Here is a 14,059-nt window from a genome sequence, read left to right as displayed (position 1 = left end):
GTCGCGTCCTCAGCCCAGCAGCGAAATGTCGGCGACGCCCAGGAACAGGCCACGCAGGCGCGCCAGCAGCGCGTAGCGGTTGGCCCGCACGTTGGCGTCCTCGGCATTGACCATCACCGCCTCGAAGAACGCGTCCACCGGCTCGCGCAGGGCGGCCAGGCGTGCCAGCGTCTCGTTGTACTGGCGGGCGGCGGCCATCGGCTGGACAGCCTGGTCCGCCTGCTGGATCGCCGAGTACAGCGAGAACTCGTTGGCGTTGTCGAAGTACTTCGCCTCGACCGTGGCCGCGATGCCACCCTCGGCCTTGCCCAGCAGGTTCGATACGCGCTTGTTCACGGCAGCCAGGGCTGCGGCTTCCGGCAGTTGGCGGAATTTCTGCACTGCTTGGACGCGCTGGTCGAAGTCCAGGGCCGAGCCCGGTTTCAGGGCACGGACAGACAGGTAGGTGGCAACGTCGACGCCTTCGTCTTCGTAACGGGCACGCAGGCGATCGAAGATGAACTCCAATACCTGCTCGGCCAGGCCGGCAGCCTTGACCTTGGCGCCAAACGCGCTGACCGCGAAGGCCACGGTCTCGATCAGGTCGAGGTCGAGCTTCTTGTCGATCAGGATGCGCAGCACGCCCAGGGCGGCACGACGCAGGGCGTACGGGTCCTTGCTGCCGGTTGGCAGCATGCCGATACCGAAGATACCGACCAGGGTGTCGAGCTTGTCGGCGATCGCCACTGCGGCACCGGTCAGGGTGCTTGGCAGTTCGGCGGCACCGGCACCGCGCGGCATGTACTGTTCGTTCAGCGCCAGGGCGACGTCTTCCGGCTCGCCATCATTGAGGGCGTAGTAGTAGCCGGCGACACCTTGCATCTCCGGGAACTCGCCGACCATCTCGGTCGCCAGGTCGCACTTGGACAGGAGACCGGCACGGGCTGCGCGCTGGGCATCGCCGCCGATGCGTGGCGCGATGAACGCGGCCAGCTTCGAGACGCGCTCGGCCTTGTCATAGACGCTGCCCAGCTTCTCCTGGAACACCACGTTCTGCAGGCGCAGGTTGAAGTCGGCCAGTGGCTGCTTCTTGTCCTGCTTGAAGAAGAACTCGGCGTCGGTCAGGCGTGGGCGCACGACCTTCTCGTTACCGGCGATGATCTGCTGTGGATCCTTGCTCTCGATGTTGGCCACGGTGATGAAGCGCGGCAGCAGCTTGCCATCGACGTCCAGCAGGCAGAAATACTTCTGGTTGTCCTGCATGGTGGTGATCAGGGCTTCCTGTGGCACGTCGAGGAAACGCTCCTCGAACGAGCACACCAGTGGCACGGGCCATTCGACCAGCGCGGTCACTTCGTCGAGCAGCGCCGGCGGCATGATCGCGGTGCCTTCCTGCTGGGTCGCCAGCTCGGTGGTGCGCTTGCTGATCAGCTCGCGACGCTCGTTGGCGTCGGCCAGCACGTAGGCGGCACGCAGGTCGTCGAGGTAGCTGGCCGGCGAGCCGATGCGGACGTTTTCCGGGTGGTGGAAACGGTGGCCACGGGACTCGCGGCCGGCCTTCTGGGCGAGGATGGTGCAGTCGATGACCTGGTCACCGAGCAGCATCACCAGCCACTGGGTCGGACGCACGAACTCTTCCTTGCGCGCAGCCCAGCGCATGCGCTTGGGAATCGGCAGGTCGTTCAGCGAGTCTTCGACGATGGTCGGCAGCAGGCTGGCGGTCGGCTTGCCCGGAATGCTCTGGCTGTAGCGCAGCTTCGGCCCGCTCTGGTCGATTTCGCTCAGCTCGACGCCACATTTCTTGGCGAAGCCCAGGGCGGCCTGGGTCGGGTTGCCCTCGGCATCGAAGGCGGCCTGGCGTGGCGGGCCGTCGAGGTTGATGCTGCGGTCCGGCTGCTGGGTCTGCAGTTGCTTGAGCACCACCGCCAGGCGGCGCGGCGCGGCGTAGACCTGCTTGGCTTCGAAGCTCAGGCCGGCGGCCTGCAGGCCTTTCTCGATACCGGCAAGGAACGCTTCGGCCAGGGTATTGAGGGCCTTGGGTGGCAGTTCTTCAGTGCCCAGTTCTACCAGAAAATCTTGCGCACTCATTGTGCCGCCTCCAACTTAGCCAACACTTCATCACGCAGGTCCGGGGTTGCCATCGGGAAGCCCAGCTTGGCACGTGCCATCAGGTAGGCTTGGGCGACGGAACGCGCCAGGGTGCGCACACGCAGGATGTACTGTTGGCGCGCGGTCACCGAGATGGCCCGGCGAGCGTCCAGCAGGTTGAAGGTGTGCGAGGCCTTGAGGACCATTTCATAGCTCGGCAACGGCAGCGGCTGATCCAGCTCGATCAGGCGCTTGGCTTCGCTTTCATAGAAATCGAACAGTTCGAACAGCTTCTCGACGTTGGCGTGTTCGAAGTTGTAGGTCGACTGCTCCACTTCGTTCTGGTGGAACACGTCGCCATAGCTCACCTTGCCGAACGGGCCATCGGCCCAGACCAGGTCGTAGACCGAATCCACGCCCTGCAGGTACATCGCCAGGCGCTCGAGGCCGTAGGTGATTTCGCCGGTGACCGGGTAGCACTCGATGCCACCGGCCTGCTGGAAGTAGGTGAACTGGGTGACTTCCATGCCGTTGAGCCAGACTTCCCAGCCCAGGCCCCAGGCGCCGAGGGTCGGCGATTCCCAGTTGTCCTCGACGAAACGGATGTCGTGCACCAGCGGGTCGAGGCCGACGGCCTTGAGCGAGCCCAGGTACAGCTCCTGGAAGTTGTCCGGGTTGGGCTTGAGCACGACCTGGAACTGGTAGTAGTGCTGCAGGCGGTTCGGGTTTTCGCCGTAGCGGCCGTCAGTCGGACGGCGGCTTGGCTGCACGTAGGCGGCGTTCCAGGTTTCCGGGCCGATGGCGCGCAGGAACGTGGCGGTATGGAAAGTCCCGGCGCCTACTTCCATATCGTAGGGCTGAAGTACCACACAACCTTGCTCGGCCCAGTATTGCTGGAGGGCGAGAATCAAGTCTTGGAAGGTACGCACGGCTGGCGTAGGCTGGCTCACGAAATTCACCTGTTACTTGGGCTGCGATTCAAAAGGCGGGAGTATACCCGATTCGGTCGCGCCTCCGCCTCCCTGGAGCCTTATGCCACGCTGCTTTTGGTGCAACGACGATCCCCTGTACAAGGACTATCACGATCGGGAGTGGGGCGTACCGCTGCGCGATGGGCAGCGTCTGTTCGAGTTGCTTTTGCTCGAAGGGTTCCAGGCCGGGCTCTCGTGGATCACCATCCTGAAAAAACGCGAACACTACCGCCAGGTACTGTTCGGTTTCGATGCGCGAAAGATCGCCGACATGAGCGACGGCTACCTGGAGACCCTCCTGCTCGATCCGGGCATCGTGCGCAATCGCCTGAAGCTCGAGGCCGCACGGCGCAACGCCCGTGCCTGGCTGGCGCTGGAAGATCCGGTGAGCCTGCTCTGGTCGTTCGTCGGTGGCCTGCCGCAGATTCACCACTTCAAGGACCGCAGCGAGGTCCCGGCCGTTACCCCCGAGGCCGAGGCGATGAGCAAGGCGCTGAAGAAGCGCGGCTTCGGTTTCGTCGGCCCGACCATCTGCTACGCCTTCATGCAGGCGTCGGGCATGGTCATGGATCACACCACCGATTGTGATAGCTATGCCGCGCTGGCCGCGCCACGGCTACAATAGCCGGCTGACGATTAGCCAAGCACACCGGGAGTGACCTGTGGAAAAGTTTAAAGGCGCCATGCTGGTGGGGGCGTTGCGGTTGTTCGCGATGCTGCCCTGGCGTGCCGTGCAGCGTGTCGGCTCGGCCATCGGCTGGGCGATGTGGAAGCTGCCCAACCGTTCCCGCGACGTGGTGCGGATCAACCTGGCCAAGTGCTTTCCCGAACTCGATCCGGTGGCGCGTGAAGAACTGGTCGGGCAGAGCCTCAAGGATATCGGCAAGTCCCTGACCGAAAGCGCCTGCGCCTGGATCTGGCCGGCCGAGCGCTCGATCGCGCTGGTGCGCGAGGTCGAAGGCCTCGACGTACTCAAGGAGGCGTTGGCCTCGGGCAAGGGCGTGGTCGGTATCACCAGCCACCTGGGCAATTGGGAAGTGCTCAACCACTTCTACTGCAGCCAGTGCAAGCCGATCATTTTCTACCGTCCGCCCAAGCTCAAGGCGGTCGATGAACTGCTGCGCAAGCAACGGGTGCAATTGGGCAACCGCGTCGCGGCCTCGACCAAGGAAGGCATCCTCAGCGTCATCAAGGAAGTGCGCAAGGGTGGTTCGGTGGGCATCCCCGCCGACCCGGAGCCGGCTGAATCCGCAGGGATCTTCGTACCGTTCCTCGGCACCACGGCACTGACCAGCAAGTTCGTGCCGAACATGCTCGCCGGCGGCAAGGCGGTCGGGGTGTTCCTGCACGCACTGCGCCTGCCCGATGGTTCGGGGTTCAAGGTGATCCTCGAAGCGGCACCGCAGGAGATGTACAGCACCGACACCGAAGTATCGGCCGCGGCCATGAGCCAGGTGGTCGAGCGGTATGTGCGGGCCTACCCGAGCCAGTACATGTGGAGCATGAAGCGCTTCAAGAAACGCCCGGCGGGCGAACAGCGCTGGTATTGAATTAATTTATTGGCGATCTGTGGATAACATCGCCGATGATTTATCCACAGCGATTTTCCCAGGGCGCAAAGATGTCCGAGAACAAGAATTATCTGCGCATCAAGATCCAGCATCCGAGCATTGGCGAATGCCTGGGGCGCACGCGCAACCTGTCCAGCCAGGGTGTCGATGTGCAGCATCCGGGGTTGTCACGGTTGCCGACCGGGGCGGTGGTCTACGGCCAGGTACAAGGCCTGCCGATGGCCGCGCCGCGCATTCGAATGGAAGTGATCCGGGTCGACGCCGAAGGCATCGGCCTGCGCTTCATTGATCTTTGAGCGCAGCCTTTTCCAGCTTCTTCAGGAACACCGTCATTTCCTTTTCCGCCTGCTTGTCGCCATGGTTGCGGGCGGCCTCCAGCCCCTGTTCCCAGGCCTGCCTCGCCGCAGCAAGATCACCGGCACCCTGATGGGCCTTGCCCAGCAGCTTCCAGGCGGCCGAGTACTTGGGGTCCAGGTCCACGCAGCGCTGCAGGTGTTCGGCGGCGCGGGTGTGGTCACCGAGGTCCAGGTAACCCTTGCCCAGGCCGAAGCGCAGCAGTGAGTTATCCACACCCTTGGCGAGCATCTTTTCCAGTGATTCGAGCATTGCGATCCTCCTGTTAAAGGCTGAATAGCTTTTGTGGCGAGCGGGCTTGCCCGCGCTGGGTCGCCAAGCGACCCCAAACCCTAGACACCCGGTGTGTCAGATGAGTCTGGCTGGCTGGTTATGCGGCTGCTTTGCAGCCGAGCGCGGGCAAGCCCGCTCGCCACAAAAGCGCTCGCCACAAATTGGGGGCGGCTTCTGATAAGGCTGTCAGAAAAAGCTCAAGCCCACGTGGAACAGCTTCTCCACATCACGGATGTGCTTTTTATCCACAAGGAACAGGATCACGTGGTCGCCGGCCTGGATCACGGTGTCGTCGTGGGCGATCAGCACTTCCTCGTCGCGGATGATTGCGCCGATGGTAGTGCCTGGTGGCAGCGCGATGTCCTCGATGGCCCGGCCGATCACCTTGCTTGATTTCATATCGCCGTGGGCGATCGCCTCGATGGCTTCCGCCGCACCCCGGCGCAGCGAGTGCACGCTGACGATATCGCCGCGGCGCACATGGGCCAGCAGGGTGCCGATGGTCGCCAGTTGCGGGCTGATGGCGATGTCGATGTCGCCGCCTTGGATCAGGTCGACGTAGGCCGGGTTATTGATGATGGTCATGACCTTCTTCGCGCCCATCCGCTTGGCCAGCAGCGAAGACATGATGTTCGCTTCGTCGTCGTTGGTCAGCGCGAGGAACAGGTCGGCATCGTTGATGTTCTCTTCCATCAGCAGGTCGCGGTCCGAGGCGCTGCCCTGAAGCACCACGGTGCTGTCGAGGGTATCGGACAACTGCCGGCAACGGCCGGCGTTCATCTCGATGATCTTCACCTGGTAGCGGCTTTCGATCGCCTCGGCCAGCCGTTCGCCGATCTGCCCGCCGCCGGCGATGACGATGCGCTTGTTGCTCTCGTCGAGCCGGCGCATCTCGCTCATCACCGCGCGAATATGCGCCTTGGCGGCAATGAAGAACACCTCGTCGTCAGCCTCGATCACGGTATCACCGCGAGGCATGATCGGCCGGTCGCGACGGAAGATCGCCGCGACGCGGGTGTCGGCGTTGGGCATGTGCTCGCGCAACTGGCGCAATTGCTGGCCCACCAGCGGCCCGCCGTAGTAGGCCTTGATCGCCACCAGCTGCGCCTTGCCCTCGGCGAAGTCGATCACCTGCAGGGCACCGGGGGTTTCGATCAGGCGCTTGATGTAGTTGGTCACCACCTGTTCCGGGCTGATCAGCACGTCCACCGGGATCGCGTCGTTGTCGAACAGCTCGGTGCGGGTCAGGTAGGCCGACTCGCGCACCCGGGCGATCTTGGTCGGGGTGTGGAACAGGGTATGGGCGACCTGGCAGGCGACCATGTTGGTCTCGTCGCTGTTGGTCACCGCCACCAGCATGTCTGCGTCGTCCGCGCCGGCCTGGCGCAGGATCGTCGGAAACGATGCGCGACCCTGCACGGTGCGGATGTCCAGGCGGTCGCCGAGGTCGCGCAGGCGCTCGCCATCGGTGTCGACCACGGTTATATCGTTGGCTTCGCTGGCCAGGTGTTCGGCCAGCGTCCCGCCGACCTGGCCTGCGCCGAGAATGATGATTTTCATCGGGTAGCTTTCATCCCAGTCGCTCCGTTCGAGTCGCCCCGTCCAATTCGATCAGCCGCGGGCGGCGGCGATCTTGATCAGTTTGGCGTAGTAGAAACCATCGTGGCCACCTTCCTGCGCCAGCAGTTGCCGGCCATGGGGCTGCTTGATGCCGAAACTGCCGGGGATATCCAGCTCGCGGGCCCCGGAAGTGCGGGCCAGGAAGGCCTCGATCACTTCAGTGTTTTCCGTCGGCAGGGTCGAGCAGGTGGCATAGAGCAGGATGCCGCCAACTTCCAGGGTATTCCACATCGCATCCAGCAGTTCGCCCTGCAGGCTGGCCAGCGCGGCGATATCGTCGGCCTGGCGGGTCAGCTTGATGTCCGGATGACGGCGTATGACGCCGGTGGCCGAGCAAGGGGCGTCGAGCAGGATCCGCTGGAATGGCTTGCCGTCCCACCATCTGGCAGTGTCGCGGCCATCGGCGGCGATCAGTTCGGCTTGTAGCCCGAGGCGGTCGAGGTTCTCGCGCACGCGCAGCAGGCGCTTGGCTTCCAGGTCGACGGCGACCACCCCGGCCAGTTGCGGCTGGGCTTCGAGGATATGGCAGGTCTTGCCGCCCGGCGCGCAGCAGGCGTCGAGTACCCGTTGGCCGGGCGCCAGGTCCAGCAGGTCGGCGGCCAGTTGCGCGGCCTCGTCCTGGACGCTGATCCAGCCTTCGGCAAAGCCCGGCAGGTCGCGCACGTCGCAGGCTGTGTCGAGGACGATGCCGTCGCGGCTGTAGTCGCATGGCCGCGACGCGACCGAGGCGTCGGCCAATAGCTGCAGGTAGGCATCGCGGCTGTGATGGCGGCGGTTGACCCGCAGGATCATCGGCGGATGGGCGTTGTTCGCCGCGCAGATGGCTTCCCACTGCTCGGGCCAGAAGGCTTTCAGCGCCTTCTGCAGCCAGCGCGGGTGGGCAGTGCGCACCACCGGGTCGCGTTCCAGTTCGGCCAGCAACTCGGCACTTTCGCGCTGCGCACGGCGCAACACGGCATTGAGCAGACCCTTGGCCCAAGGTTTCTTCAGTTTGTCGGCGCACCCGACGGTTTCGCCGATGGCGGCGTGGGCCGGAATGCGTGTGTAGAGCAACTGATAGAGGCCCACCAGCAGCAACGCCTCGACATCGGCGTCGGCAGCCTTGAAGGGTTTTTGCAGCAGCTTGGCCGCGAGCGCCGCCAACCGTGGCTGCCAGCGGGCGGCGCCGAATGCCAGGTCCTGGGTCAGGCCGCGATCGCGGGCCTCGACCTTGTCCAGTTGCGCCGGCAACGAACTGTTTAGCGAGGCCTTGCCGCTGAGTACGGCGGCCAGTGCCTTGGCGGCAGCCAGGCGCGGGTTCATTGGCCGAGTACCGTACCGAGGGCGAATTTCTCCCGGCGGCTGTTGAACAGGTCGCTGAAGTTCAGCGCCTTGCCACCGGGCAGTTGCAGGCGGGTCAGGCACAGCGCGCCGTTGCCGGTAGCGACGATCAGGCCATCCTTGCTCGCGGCGAGAATTTCACCCGGCTGGCCCTGGCCTTCGGCGGTGCTGGCGGCCAGCACTTTCAGGGCTTCGCCATTGAGGCTGCTGTGGCAGATCGGCCACGGATTGAACGCGCGGATCAGTCGTTCCAGCTCGACGGCCGGGCGCTGCCAGTCGATGCGCGCCTCGTCCTTGTTCAGCTTGTGGGCGTAGGTGGCCAGGCTGTCGTCCTGCACTTCGCCGACCAGGGTGCCGGCGGCCAGGCCGGCGATGGCCTGGATGACGGCGGGCGGGCCGAGCTCGGCCAGGCGGTCATGCAGGCTGCCGCCGGTGTCTTCGGCGTTGATCGGGGTGACGGTCTTGAGCAGCATCGGCCCGGTGTCCAGGCCGGCTTCCATGCGCATCACCGTGACGCCGCTTTCTGCGTCGCCAGCTTCCACCGCGCGCTGGATCGGCGCCGCACCGCGCCAGCGCGGCAGCAGCGAGGCGTGGCTGTTGATGCAGCCCAGGCGCGGGATATCCAGCACTACCTGCGGCAGGATCAGGCCGTAGGCGACCACCACCATCAAGTCCGGCTTGAGCGCCGCCAGTTCGGCCTGGGCCGCTTCGTTACGCAGGGTCGGCGGTTGCAGGACAGTGATGCCGTGCTCCAGCGCCAACTGCTTGACCGGGCTGGGCATCAGCTTCTGCCCGCGCCCTGCCGGACGGTCCGGCTGGGTGTAGACCGCGACGATCTCATGGGGGCTGTCGAGCAGGGCCTTGAGATGTTCGGCGGCGAATTCGGGAGTGCCGGCGAAGACGATGCGCAGTGGCTCAGTCATGGATAGGGCTCGCTTGAGAGAGGACGGGACATTGTCGTAATGCCGCTTTCTGTAGGGGCCGGCGATCCGACTTGCCCGCGAAGCTCTTGGCTATCTCTGAGGCCTATTCGCGGGCAAGCCCTGCTCCTACAGGGTATCTGGTGGGATCAGGCGTTCTGGCGGTGCTGCTTTTCCAGCTTCTTCTTGATCCGGTCGCGCTTGAGCGTAGACAGGTAGTCGACGAACAGCTTGCCGTTGAGGTGGTCGCATTCATGCTGGATGCACACCGCCAGCAGGCCATCGGCTTCCAGCTCGAACGGCTTGCCATCGCGGTCCAGCGCCTTGATGCGCACGCGGGTCGGGCGATCGACGTTTTCGTAGAAGCCCGGCACCGACAGGCAGCCTTCCTGGTACTGGTCCTTGTCTTCGGTCAGCGGTTCGAACTCGGGGTTGATGAACACCCGTGGCTCGCTGCGATCCTCGCTCAGGTCCATGACCACGATACGCTGGTGCACGTTGACCTGGGTCGCGGCGAGGCCGATGCCCGGGGCTTCGTACATGGTTTCAAACATGTCATCGATCAGTTGCCGAACCTTGTCGTCCACCTCGGCCACGGGTTTGGCGATGGTGCGCAGGCGCGGGTCTGGAAATTCGAGGATGTTTAAAATGGCCATAGGCGTATTTGCTGCACATGTGAGGTAAAGTCAGAGACGGCTGCCGAAACATCCCGGCGGGATCGGCTACCGTTGTAAAACGTTCTCCCTGGGAGCGAGCCGCGGGGGGCTCTGGCGTTTCACGCGAAGACACATGATAAAGGGATTCACTGCATGAGGAAAACACTACTCGCCCTGCTGCTGGCCTTTACCGGTGTCGCGCAGGCGCAAGTGCAACTCAAGGATGGTTATCCACAGCACTACACCGTGGTGCGTGGCGACACATTGTGGGACATTTCCGGAAAGTTTCTCCGCGAACCCTGGAAATGGCCGGAGATCTGGCATGCCAACCCGCAGATCGCCAATCCCGACCTGATCTACCCTGGCGATACCCTGACCCTGCAGTTCGTCGACGGCCAGCCGCGACTGGTGGTCGAGCGCGGCGCGTCCCGTGGCACCATCAAGCTGTCACCGCAGGTGCGCCGCTCGCCGGTGGCCGATGCGATTCCGAGCATCCCGCTGGAGAAGATCAACGCCTTTCTGCTGAGCAACCGCATCGTCGACAGCGTCGAGGAGTTCAAGCGCGCCCCGTACATCCTGGCCGGTAGCAACGAGCGGGTGCTCAGCGGCATGGGCGACCGGATCTATGCGCGCGGTGCGTTCGATCCGACGCATAACGTGTATGGCCTGTTCCGCCAGGGCAAGGTCTACACCGACCCACGGACCAAGGAATTCCTCGGTATCAACGCCGACGACATCGGCACCGGCGAGCTGTTGGCCACCGAGGGCGATGTCGGCACCCTGACCCTGCGCCGTACCACCGAGGAAGTCCGTCTCGGCGACCGGCTGTTCGTCAGCGAGGAACGGCCGATCACCTCGACCTTTATGCCGAGCGCACCGCAGTCCCAGGTCAACGGCGTGATCATAGATGTGCCACGGGGTGTTACACAGATCGGCGTCATGGACGTGGTGACGATCGACAAGGGACGTCGCGACGGATTGGCCGAAGGCAATGTTCTCGCGGTGTTCAAGACCGGTGAGACGGTCCGCGACCGGGTGAACGGGCAGTTGGTGAAGATTCCCGACGAGCGTTCCGGCCTGTTGATGGTGTTCCGCACCTACGAAAAGCTCAGCTATGGTTTGGTACTCAATGCCACGCGGTCGCTGGCAGTGCAGGACAAGGTACGCAATCCGTAACGGCGCTCGCAGCGTCTGCGGCCGTTTGCTGAACAGGTTACTCACAGAGTTATCCACAGCTTGTCCCAATTGATCACGACTGCCACGGATCAAGGATGAGCTGATGTCGCTGTCTGTGTGCAACACCCTGTCGCCAGCGGAACTGGAAGCCCGCCTGCGCCTGCATCGCCTGCCGGATATCGGGCCCAGGCGCTTCCGCCACCTGATTGAAACCTTTGGTTCGGCCTCTTCCGCGCTGAGCGCCCCGGCGGCGGCCTGGCGCTCGCTGGGGCTGCCCGCGAGCAGCGCCGAAGCGCGCCGCAGCCCTGCCGTGCGCGACGGTGCCAGTGCCGGATTGGCCTGGCTAGAGCGGCCGGACCAGCATTTGCTGATGTGGGACCAGACCGGCTACCCCGCGCTGCTGGCTGAACTGAGTGATGCTCCGCCGTTGCTGTTCGTCGCCGGCGATCCGACGATTCTCGACAAGCCGCAGCTGGCGCTGGTGGGTAGTCGGCGCGCTTCGCGGCCGGGCCTGGACACCGCCGCGGCCTTTTCCCGCAGCCTGGCCGCCGCCGGTTTTGTCATCACCAGCGGCCTGGCCCTGGGCATCGATGGCGTGGCCCACCAGGCAGCGCTGGACGTTGGCGGGCTGACCGTCGGGGTTCTCGGCACCGGGATCGAGAATTTTTATCCACAGCGCCATCGTGCGTTGGCGCAGGCCATGATGGCCCAGGGCAGCGCGGTGGTTTCCGAGTTTCCCCTGGACTGCGCGCCGCATCCAGGCAACTTTCCCCGGCGCAACCGGATCATCAGCGGCCTGTCCCTGGGTGTGCTGGTGGTCGAGGCCAGCGTCGCCAGCGGTTCGCTGATCACCGCGCGGCTGGCGGCGGAACAGGGGCGCGAGGTGTATGCGATCCCCGGCTCCATCCATCATCCCGGTGCGCGCGGCTGTCACCAGTTGATCCGCGATGGCGCGGTGCTGGTGGAGACGGTCGACGATATCCTGCAGAACCTGCGGGGCTGGCAGCGGATGCCGGCCAGCGTGCTGCCCGAAGTGCCGACCCACCCGCTGCTGGCCTTGCTGCATGCCGCGCCGCAGACCAGCGAAGCCTTGGCCCGGGCCTGTGGTTGGAGCCTGGCGCGGGTGCTGGCGAACCTGACCGAGCTGGAACTGGAGGGACGGGTTGCCAATGATGGCGGACGCTGGTTGGCCCGCATGGGTTAAACTGCCGCCAGCGTTGAATCCGGAGAGCAAGCAATGGTCAAGAGTTGGCGTGTGCAAGAAGCCGCACGAGAAATTCGCGCAGGAGCGGTAATTGCCTATCCAACCGAAGCGGTCTGGGGGCTGGGGTGCGATCCCTGGAACGAAGAGGCGGTGGATCGGTTGCTGGCGCTCAAGAATCGTTCGGTGGACAAGGGCCTGATCCTGGTGGCGGACAACATCCGCCAGTTCGATTTCCTGTTCGAGGACTTCCCCGAGGACTGGGTCGACCGCATGGCCAGTACCTGGCCGGGGCCCAACACCTGGCTGGTACCGCACCAGGACCTGCTGCCCGAGTGGATCACCGGCCAGCACGATACCGTGGCCTTGCGGGTCAGCGATCACCCGCTGGTGCGCGACCTGTGCTCACTGGTGGGGCCGCTGATCTCTACCTCCGCCAACCCCCAGGGCCGGCCGGCGGCCAGGACCCGGTTGCGGGTGGAGCAGTATTTCCGTGGGCAACTGGACCTGGTACTGGGCGGCCACCTGGGCGGGCGCAAGAACCCGAGCCTGATTCGCGACCTGGCGACGGGCAAGGTCGTACGCCCGTCGTAGCCTCTACCCTGTTGCGAGCGGGCCTGTGTGTTGAACAGGGCCTGTGTGGCGAGCGAGGCTTTTGTGGTGAGTAGATCTTTTGTGGTGAGCGGGCTTGCCCGCGCTGGGCCGCAAGGCGGCCCTGGAACCTGTCGACGAGGTCTACCTGGCATACCGGGCGTTCAGGCTTTGGGGCTGCTTTGCAGCCCAGCGCAGGCAAGCCCGCTCGCCACAAATAAGCCATCCGCGTAAAAGCCTGGTGATTCCCAAAAGCCCCACTCATCCACAGGCCCGCCCAGCACAGTTGCACCGCAACAGCCAGAATCGCTACCTCAAGGCAACAACACCGTCGACCCGGTAGTCCGCCGCCCCGCCAGCTCGATCTGCGCCTTGGCCGCCTCGGCCAGCCCGTACCGCGCGCCGATCTCGATCTTCAACTGGCCACCAATCACCAGTCCGAACAACTCGTCGGCCATGGCCTGCAACTGCTGTGGTTGACTGGCATAGGTACCCAGGGTCGGCCGGGTCACGTACAGCGAGCCCTTGGCTGAAAGAATCCCCAGGTTGACCCCTTCCACCGCTCCCGAGGCATTGCCGAAGCTCACCATCAGGCCACGCGGCGCCAGGCAATCGAGGGACGTCAGCCAGGTATCCTTGCCGACGCCGTCGTAGACCACCGGCACCTTCTTGCCATCGGTCAGCTCCAGCACTCGCTTGACCACATCCTCATGGCTGTAGTCGATGGTTTCCCAGGCGCCGAGGGACTTGGCGTAGGCGGCCTTCTGCGGCGAACTCACGGTACCGATCAGCTTCGCCCCGATGGCCTTGGCCCACTGGCAGGCCAGCGCGCCGACCCCGCCGGCAGCGGCGTGGAACAACACGGTCTCGCCGGCCTTGAGTTCGTGGGTCTGGCGCAGCAGGTACTGCACGGTCAGGCCCTTGAGCATCACCGCGGCGGCCTGTTCGAAGCTGATCTGCTCCGGCAGTTTCACCAGGTGCGCTTCCGGCAGCAGGTGAAATTCGCTGTAGGCGCCCAGCGGCCCGGTGCCATAGGCGACCCGGTCACCGACCTTGAAGCGGGTCACTTCGCTGCCCACCGCGTCGACGATCCCCGCGCCCTCGTCGCCCAGTCCGGAGGGCAGGCTCGGCGGTGCATAGAGGCCGCTGCGCCAGTAGGTGTCGATGAAGTTCAGGCCGATGGCCTTGTTCTGTACCCGTACCTGCTGCGGTCCCGGATCGGCGGGGGTGTAGTCCACATACTCGAGGACTTCGGGGCCGCCATGGGCACGGAACTGGATTCGCTTGGCCATCGATACTCTCCTTGAACAGATTTCTTACAAAGCCTGAAGACTGCCTA

The 14,059-nt window shown here is 64.5% G+C and carries 14 protein-coding genes; 6 read left to right on the top strand and 8 right to left on the bottom strand.

Annotated features, from left to right (window positions below):
* Positions 1-9 precede the first annotated feature (9 nt).
* Together glyS and glyQ are read right to left on the bottom strand one after the other, a co-directional pair.
* Complete coding sequence (gene glyS / locus AC6I6U_RS03455) at positions 10-2,067, bottom strand: glycine--tRNA ligase subunit beta (protein ID WP_497880668.1); 2,058 nt, start codon at positions 2,065-2,067, stop codon at positions 10-12.
* Complete coding sequence (gene glyQ / locus AC6I6U_RS03450; RefSeq protein ID WP_186686546.1) at positions 2,064-3,017, bottom strand: glycine--tRNA ligase subunit alpha; 954 nt, start codon at positions 3,015-3,017, stop codon at positions 2,064-2,066. The genes glyS and glyQ overlap by 4 nt, the downstream gene beginning before the upstream one ends.
* A gap of 82 nt (positions 3,018-3,099) precedes the next feature.
* Here glyQ and AC6I6U_RS03445 point away from each other — a divergent pair, with 82 nt between their 5' ends.
* The 3 genes from AC6I6U_RS03445 (at position 3,100) to AC6I6U_RS03435 (ending at position 4,905) form a co-directional block, all read left to right on the top strand.
* On the top strand, positions 3,100-3,663 hold the full coding sequence (locus AC6I6U_RS03445) for a DNA-3-methyladenine glycosylase I (protein WP_497880667.1): 564 nt from the start codon (positions 3,100-3,102) through the stop codon (positions 3,661-3,663).
* A 37-nt stretch (positions 3,664-3,700) separates the two neighbouring features.
* The gene (locus AC6I6U_RS03440; protein ID WP_497880666.1) at positions 3,701-4,588 is read left to right on the top strand and encodes a lysophospholipid acyltransferase; all 888 of its coding nucleotides are present in this window, start codon (positions 3,701-3,703) and stop codon (positions 4,586-4,588) included.
* Positions 4,589-4,659: 71 nt separating this feature from the next.
* On the top strand, positions 4,660-4,905 hold the full coding sequence (locus tag AC6I6U_RS03435; RefSeq protein WP_497880665.1) for a PilZ domain-containing protein: 246 nt from the start codon (positions 4,660-4,662) through the stop codon (positions 4,903-4,905).
* On the opposite strand, the gene AC6I6U_RS03430 is transcribed toward AC6I6U_RS03435, so the two are convergent.
* From AC6I6U_RS03430 to def, 5 genes are all read right to left on the bottom strand, one after another.
* Positions 4,892-5,215: a tetratricopeptide repeat protein gene (locus AC6I6U_RS03430; RefSeq protein WP_497880664.1), complete on the bottom strand. Its 324-nt coding sequence runs from the start codon at positions 5,213-5,215 to the stop codon at positions 4,892-4,894. The two genes, AC6I6U_RS03435 and AC6I6U_RS03430, sit on opposite strands and share 14 nt — an antisense overlap.
* A gap of 207 nt (positions 5,216-5,422) precedes the next feature.
* Entirely contained in the window at positions 5,423-6,796 is a 1,374-nt protein-coding gene (gene trkA, locus AC6I6U_RS03425) for a Trk system potassium transporter TrkA (RefSeq protein WP_497880663.1), read from the bottom strand.
* Between the two features lie 51 nt (positions 6,797-6,847).
* Positions 6,848-8,158: a 16S rRNA (cytosine(967)-C(5))-methyltransferase RsmB gene (gene rsmB, locus AC6I6U_RS03420; protein ID WP_497880662.1), complete on the bottom strand. Its 1,311-nt coding sequence runs from the start codon at positions 8,156-8,158 to the stop codon at positions 6,848-6,850.
* Entirely contained in the window at positions 8,155-9,099 is a 945-nt protein-coding gene (fmt, locus tag AC6I6U_RS03415) for a methionyl-tRNA formyltransferase (protein ID WP_497880661.1), read from the bottom strand. Before fmt ends, rsmB begins: the two co-directional genes overlap by 4 nt.
* Positions 9,100-9,245: 146 nt before the next feature.
* Complete coding sequence (def, locus tag AC6I6U_RS03410; RefSeq protein WP_497880660.1) at positions 9,246-9,752, bottom strand: peptide deformylase; 507 nt, start codon at positions 9,750-9,752, stop codon at positions 9,246-9,248.
* Between the two features lie 153 nt (positions 9,753-9,905).
* Between def and AC6I6U_RS03405 the strand changes: the two genes are divergently transcribed.
* The 3 genes from AC6I6U_RS03405 (at position 9,906) to tsaC (ending at position 12,723) form a co-directional block, all read left to right on the top strand.
* Positions 9,906-10,928 (top strand): LysM peptidoglycan-binding domain-containing protein, encoded by a 1,023-nt coding sequence (locus AC6I6U_RS03405; RefSeq protein ID WP_497880659.1) that lies wholly within the window; start codon positions 9,906-9,908, stop codon positions 10,926-10,928.
* A 103-nt stretch (positions 10,929-11,031) separates the two neighbouring features.
* Positions 11,032-12,132, top strand: a complete 1,101-nt coding sequence (gene dprA / locus AC6I6U_RS03400) for a DNA-processing protein DprA (RefSeq protein ID WP_497880658.1) — start codon at positions 11,032-11,034, stop codon at positions 12,130-12,132.
* A 33-nt stretch (positions 12,133-12,165) separates the two neighbouring features.
* Complete coding sequence (gene tsaC / locus AC6I6U_RS03395; RefSeq protein ID WP_497880657.1) at positions 12,166-12,723, top strand: L-threonylcarbamoyladenylate synthase type 1 TsaC; 558 nt, start codon at positions 12,166-12,168, stop codon at positions 12,721-12,723.
* A gap of 311 nt (positions 12,724-13,034) precedes the next feature.
* Here tsaC and AC6I6U_RS03390 read toward each other — a convergent pair whose 3' ends face one another.
* Positions 13,035-14,012, bottom strand: a complete 978-nt coding sequence (locus AC6I6U_RS03390; protein ID WP_497880656.1) for an NADPH:quinone reductase — start codon at positions 14,010-14,012, stop codon at positions 13,035-13,037.
* Between the last annotated feature and the right edge of the window lie 47 nt (positions 14,013-14,059).

It is taken from the genome of Pseudomonas sp. UTLPPB19802 (assembly GCF_059730225.1).
The sequence above is the reverse complement of the archived record's forward strand: the minus strand, read 5'-3'. Positions and strand labels throughout refer to the sequence as shown.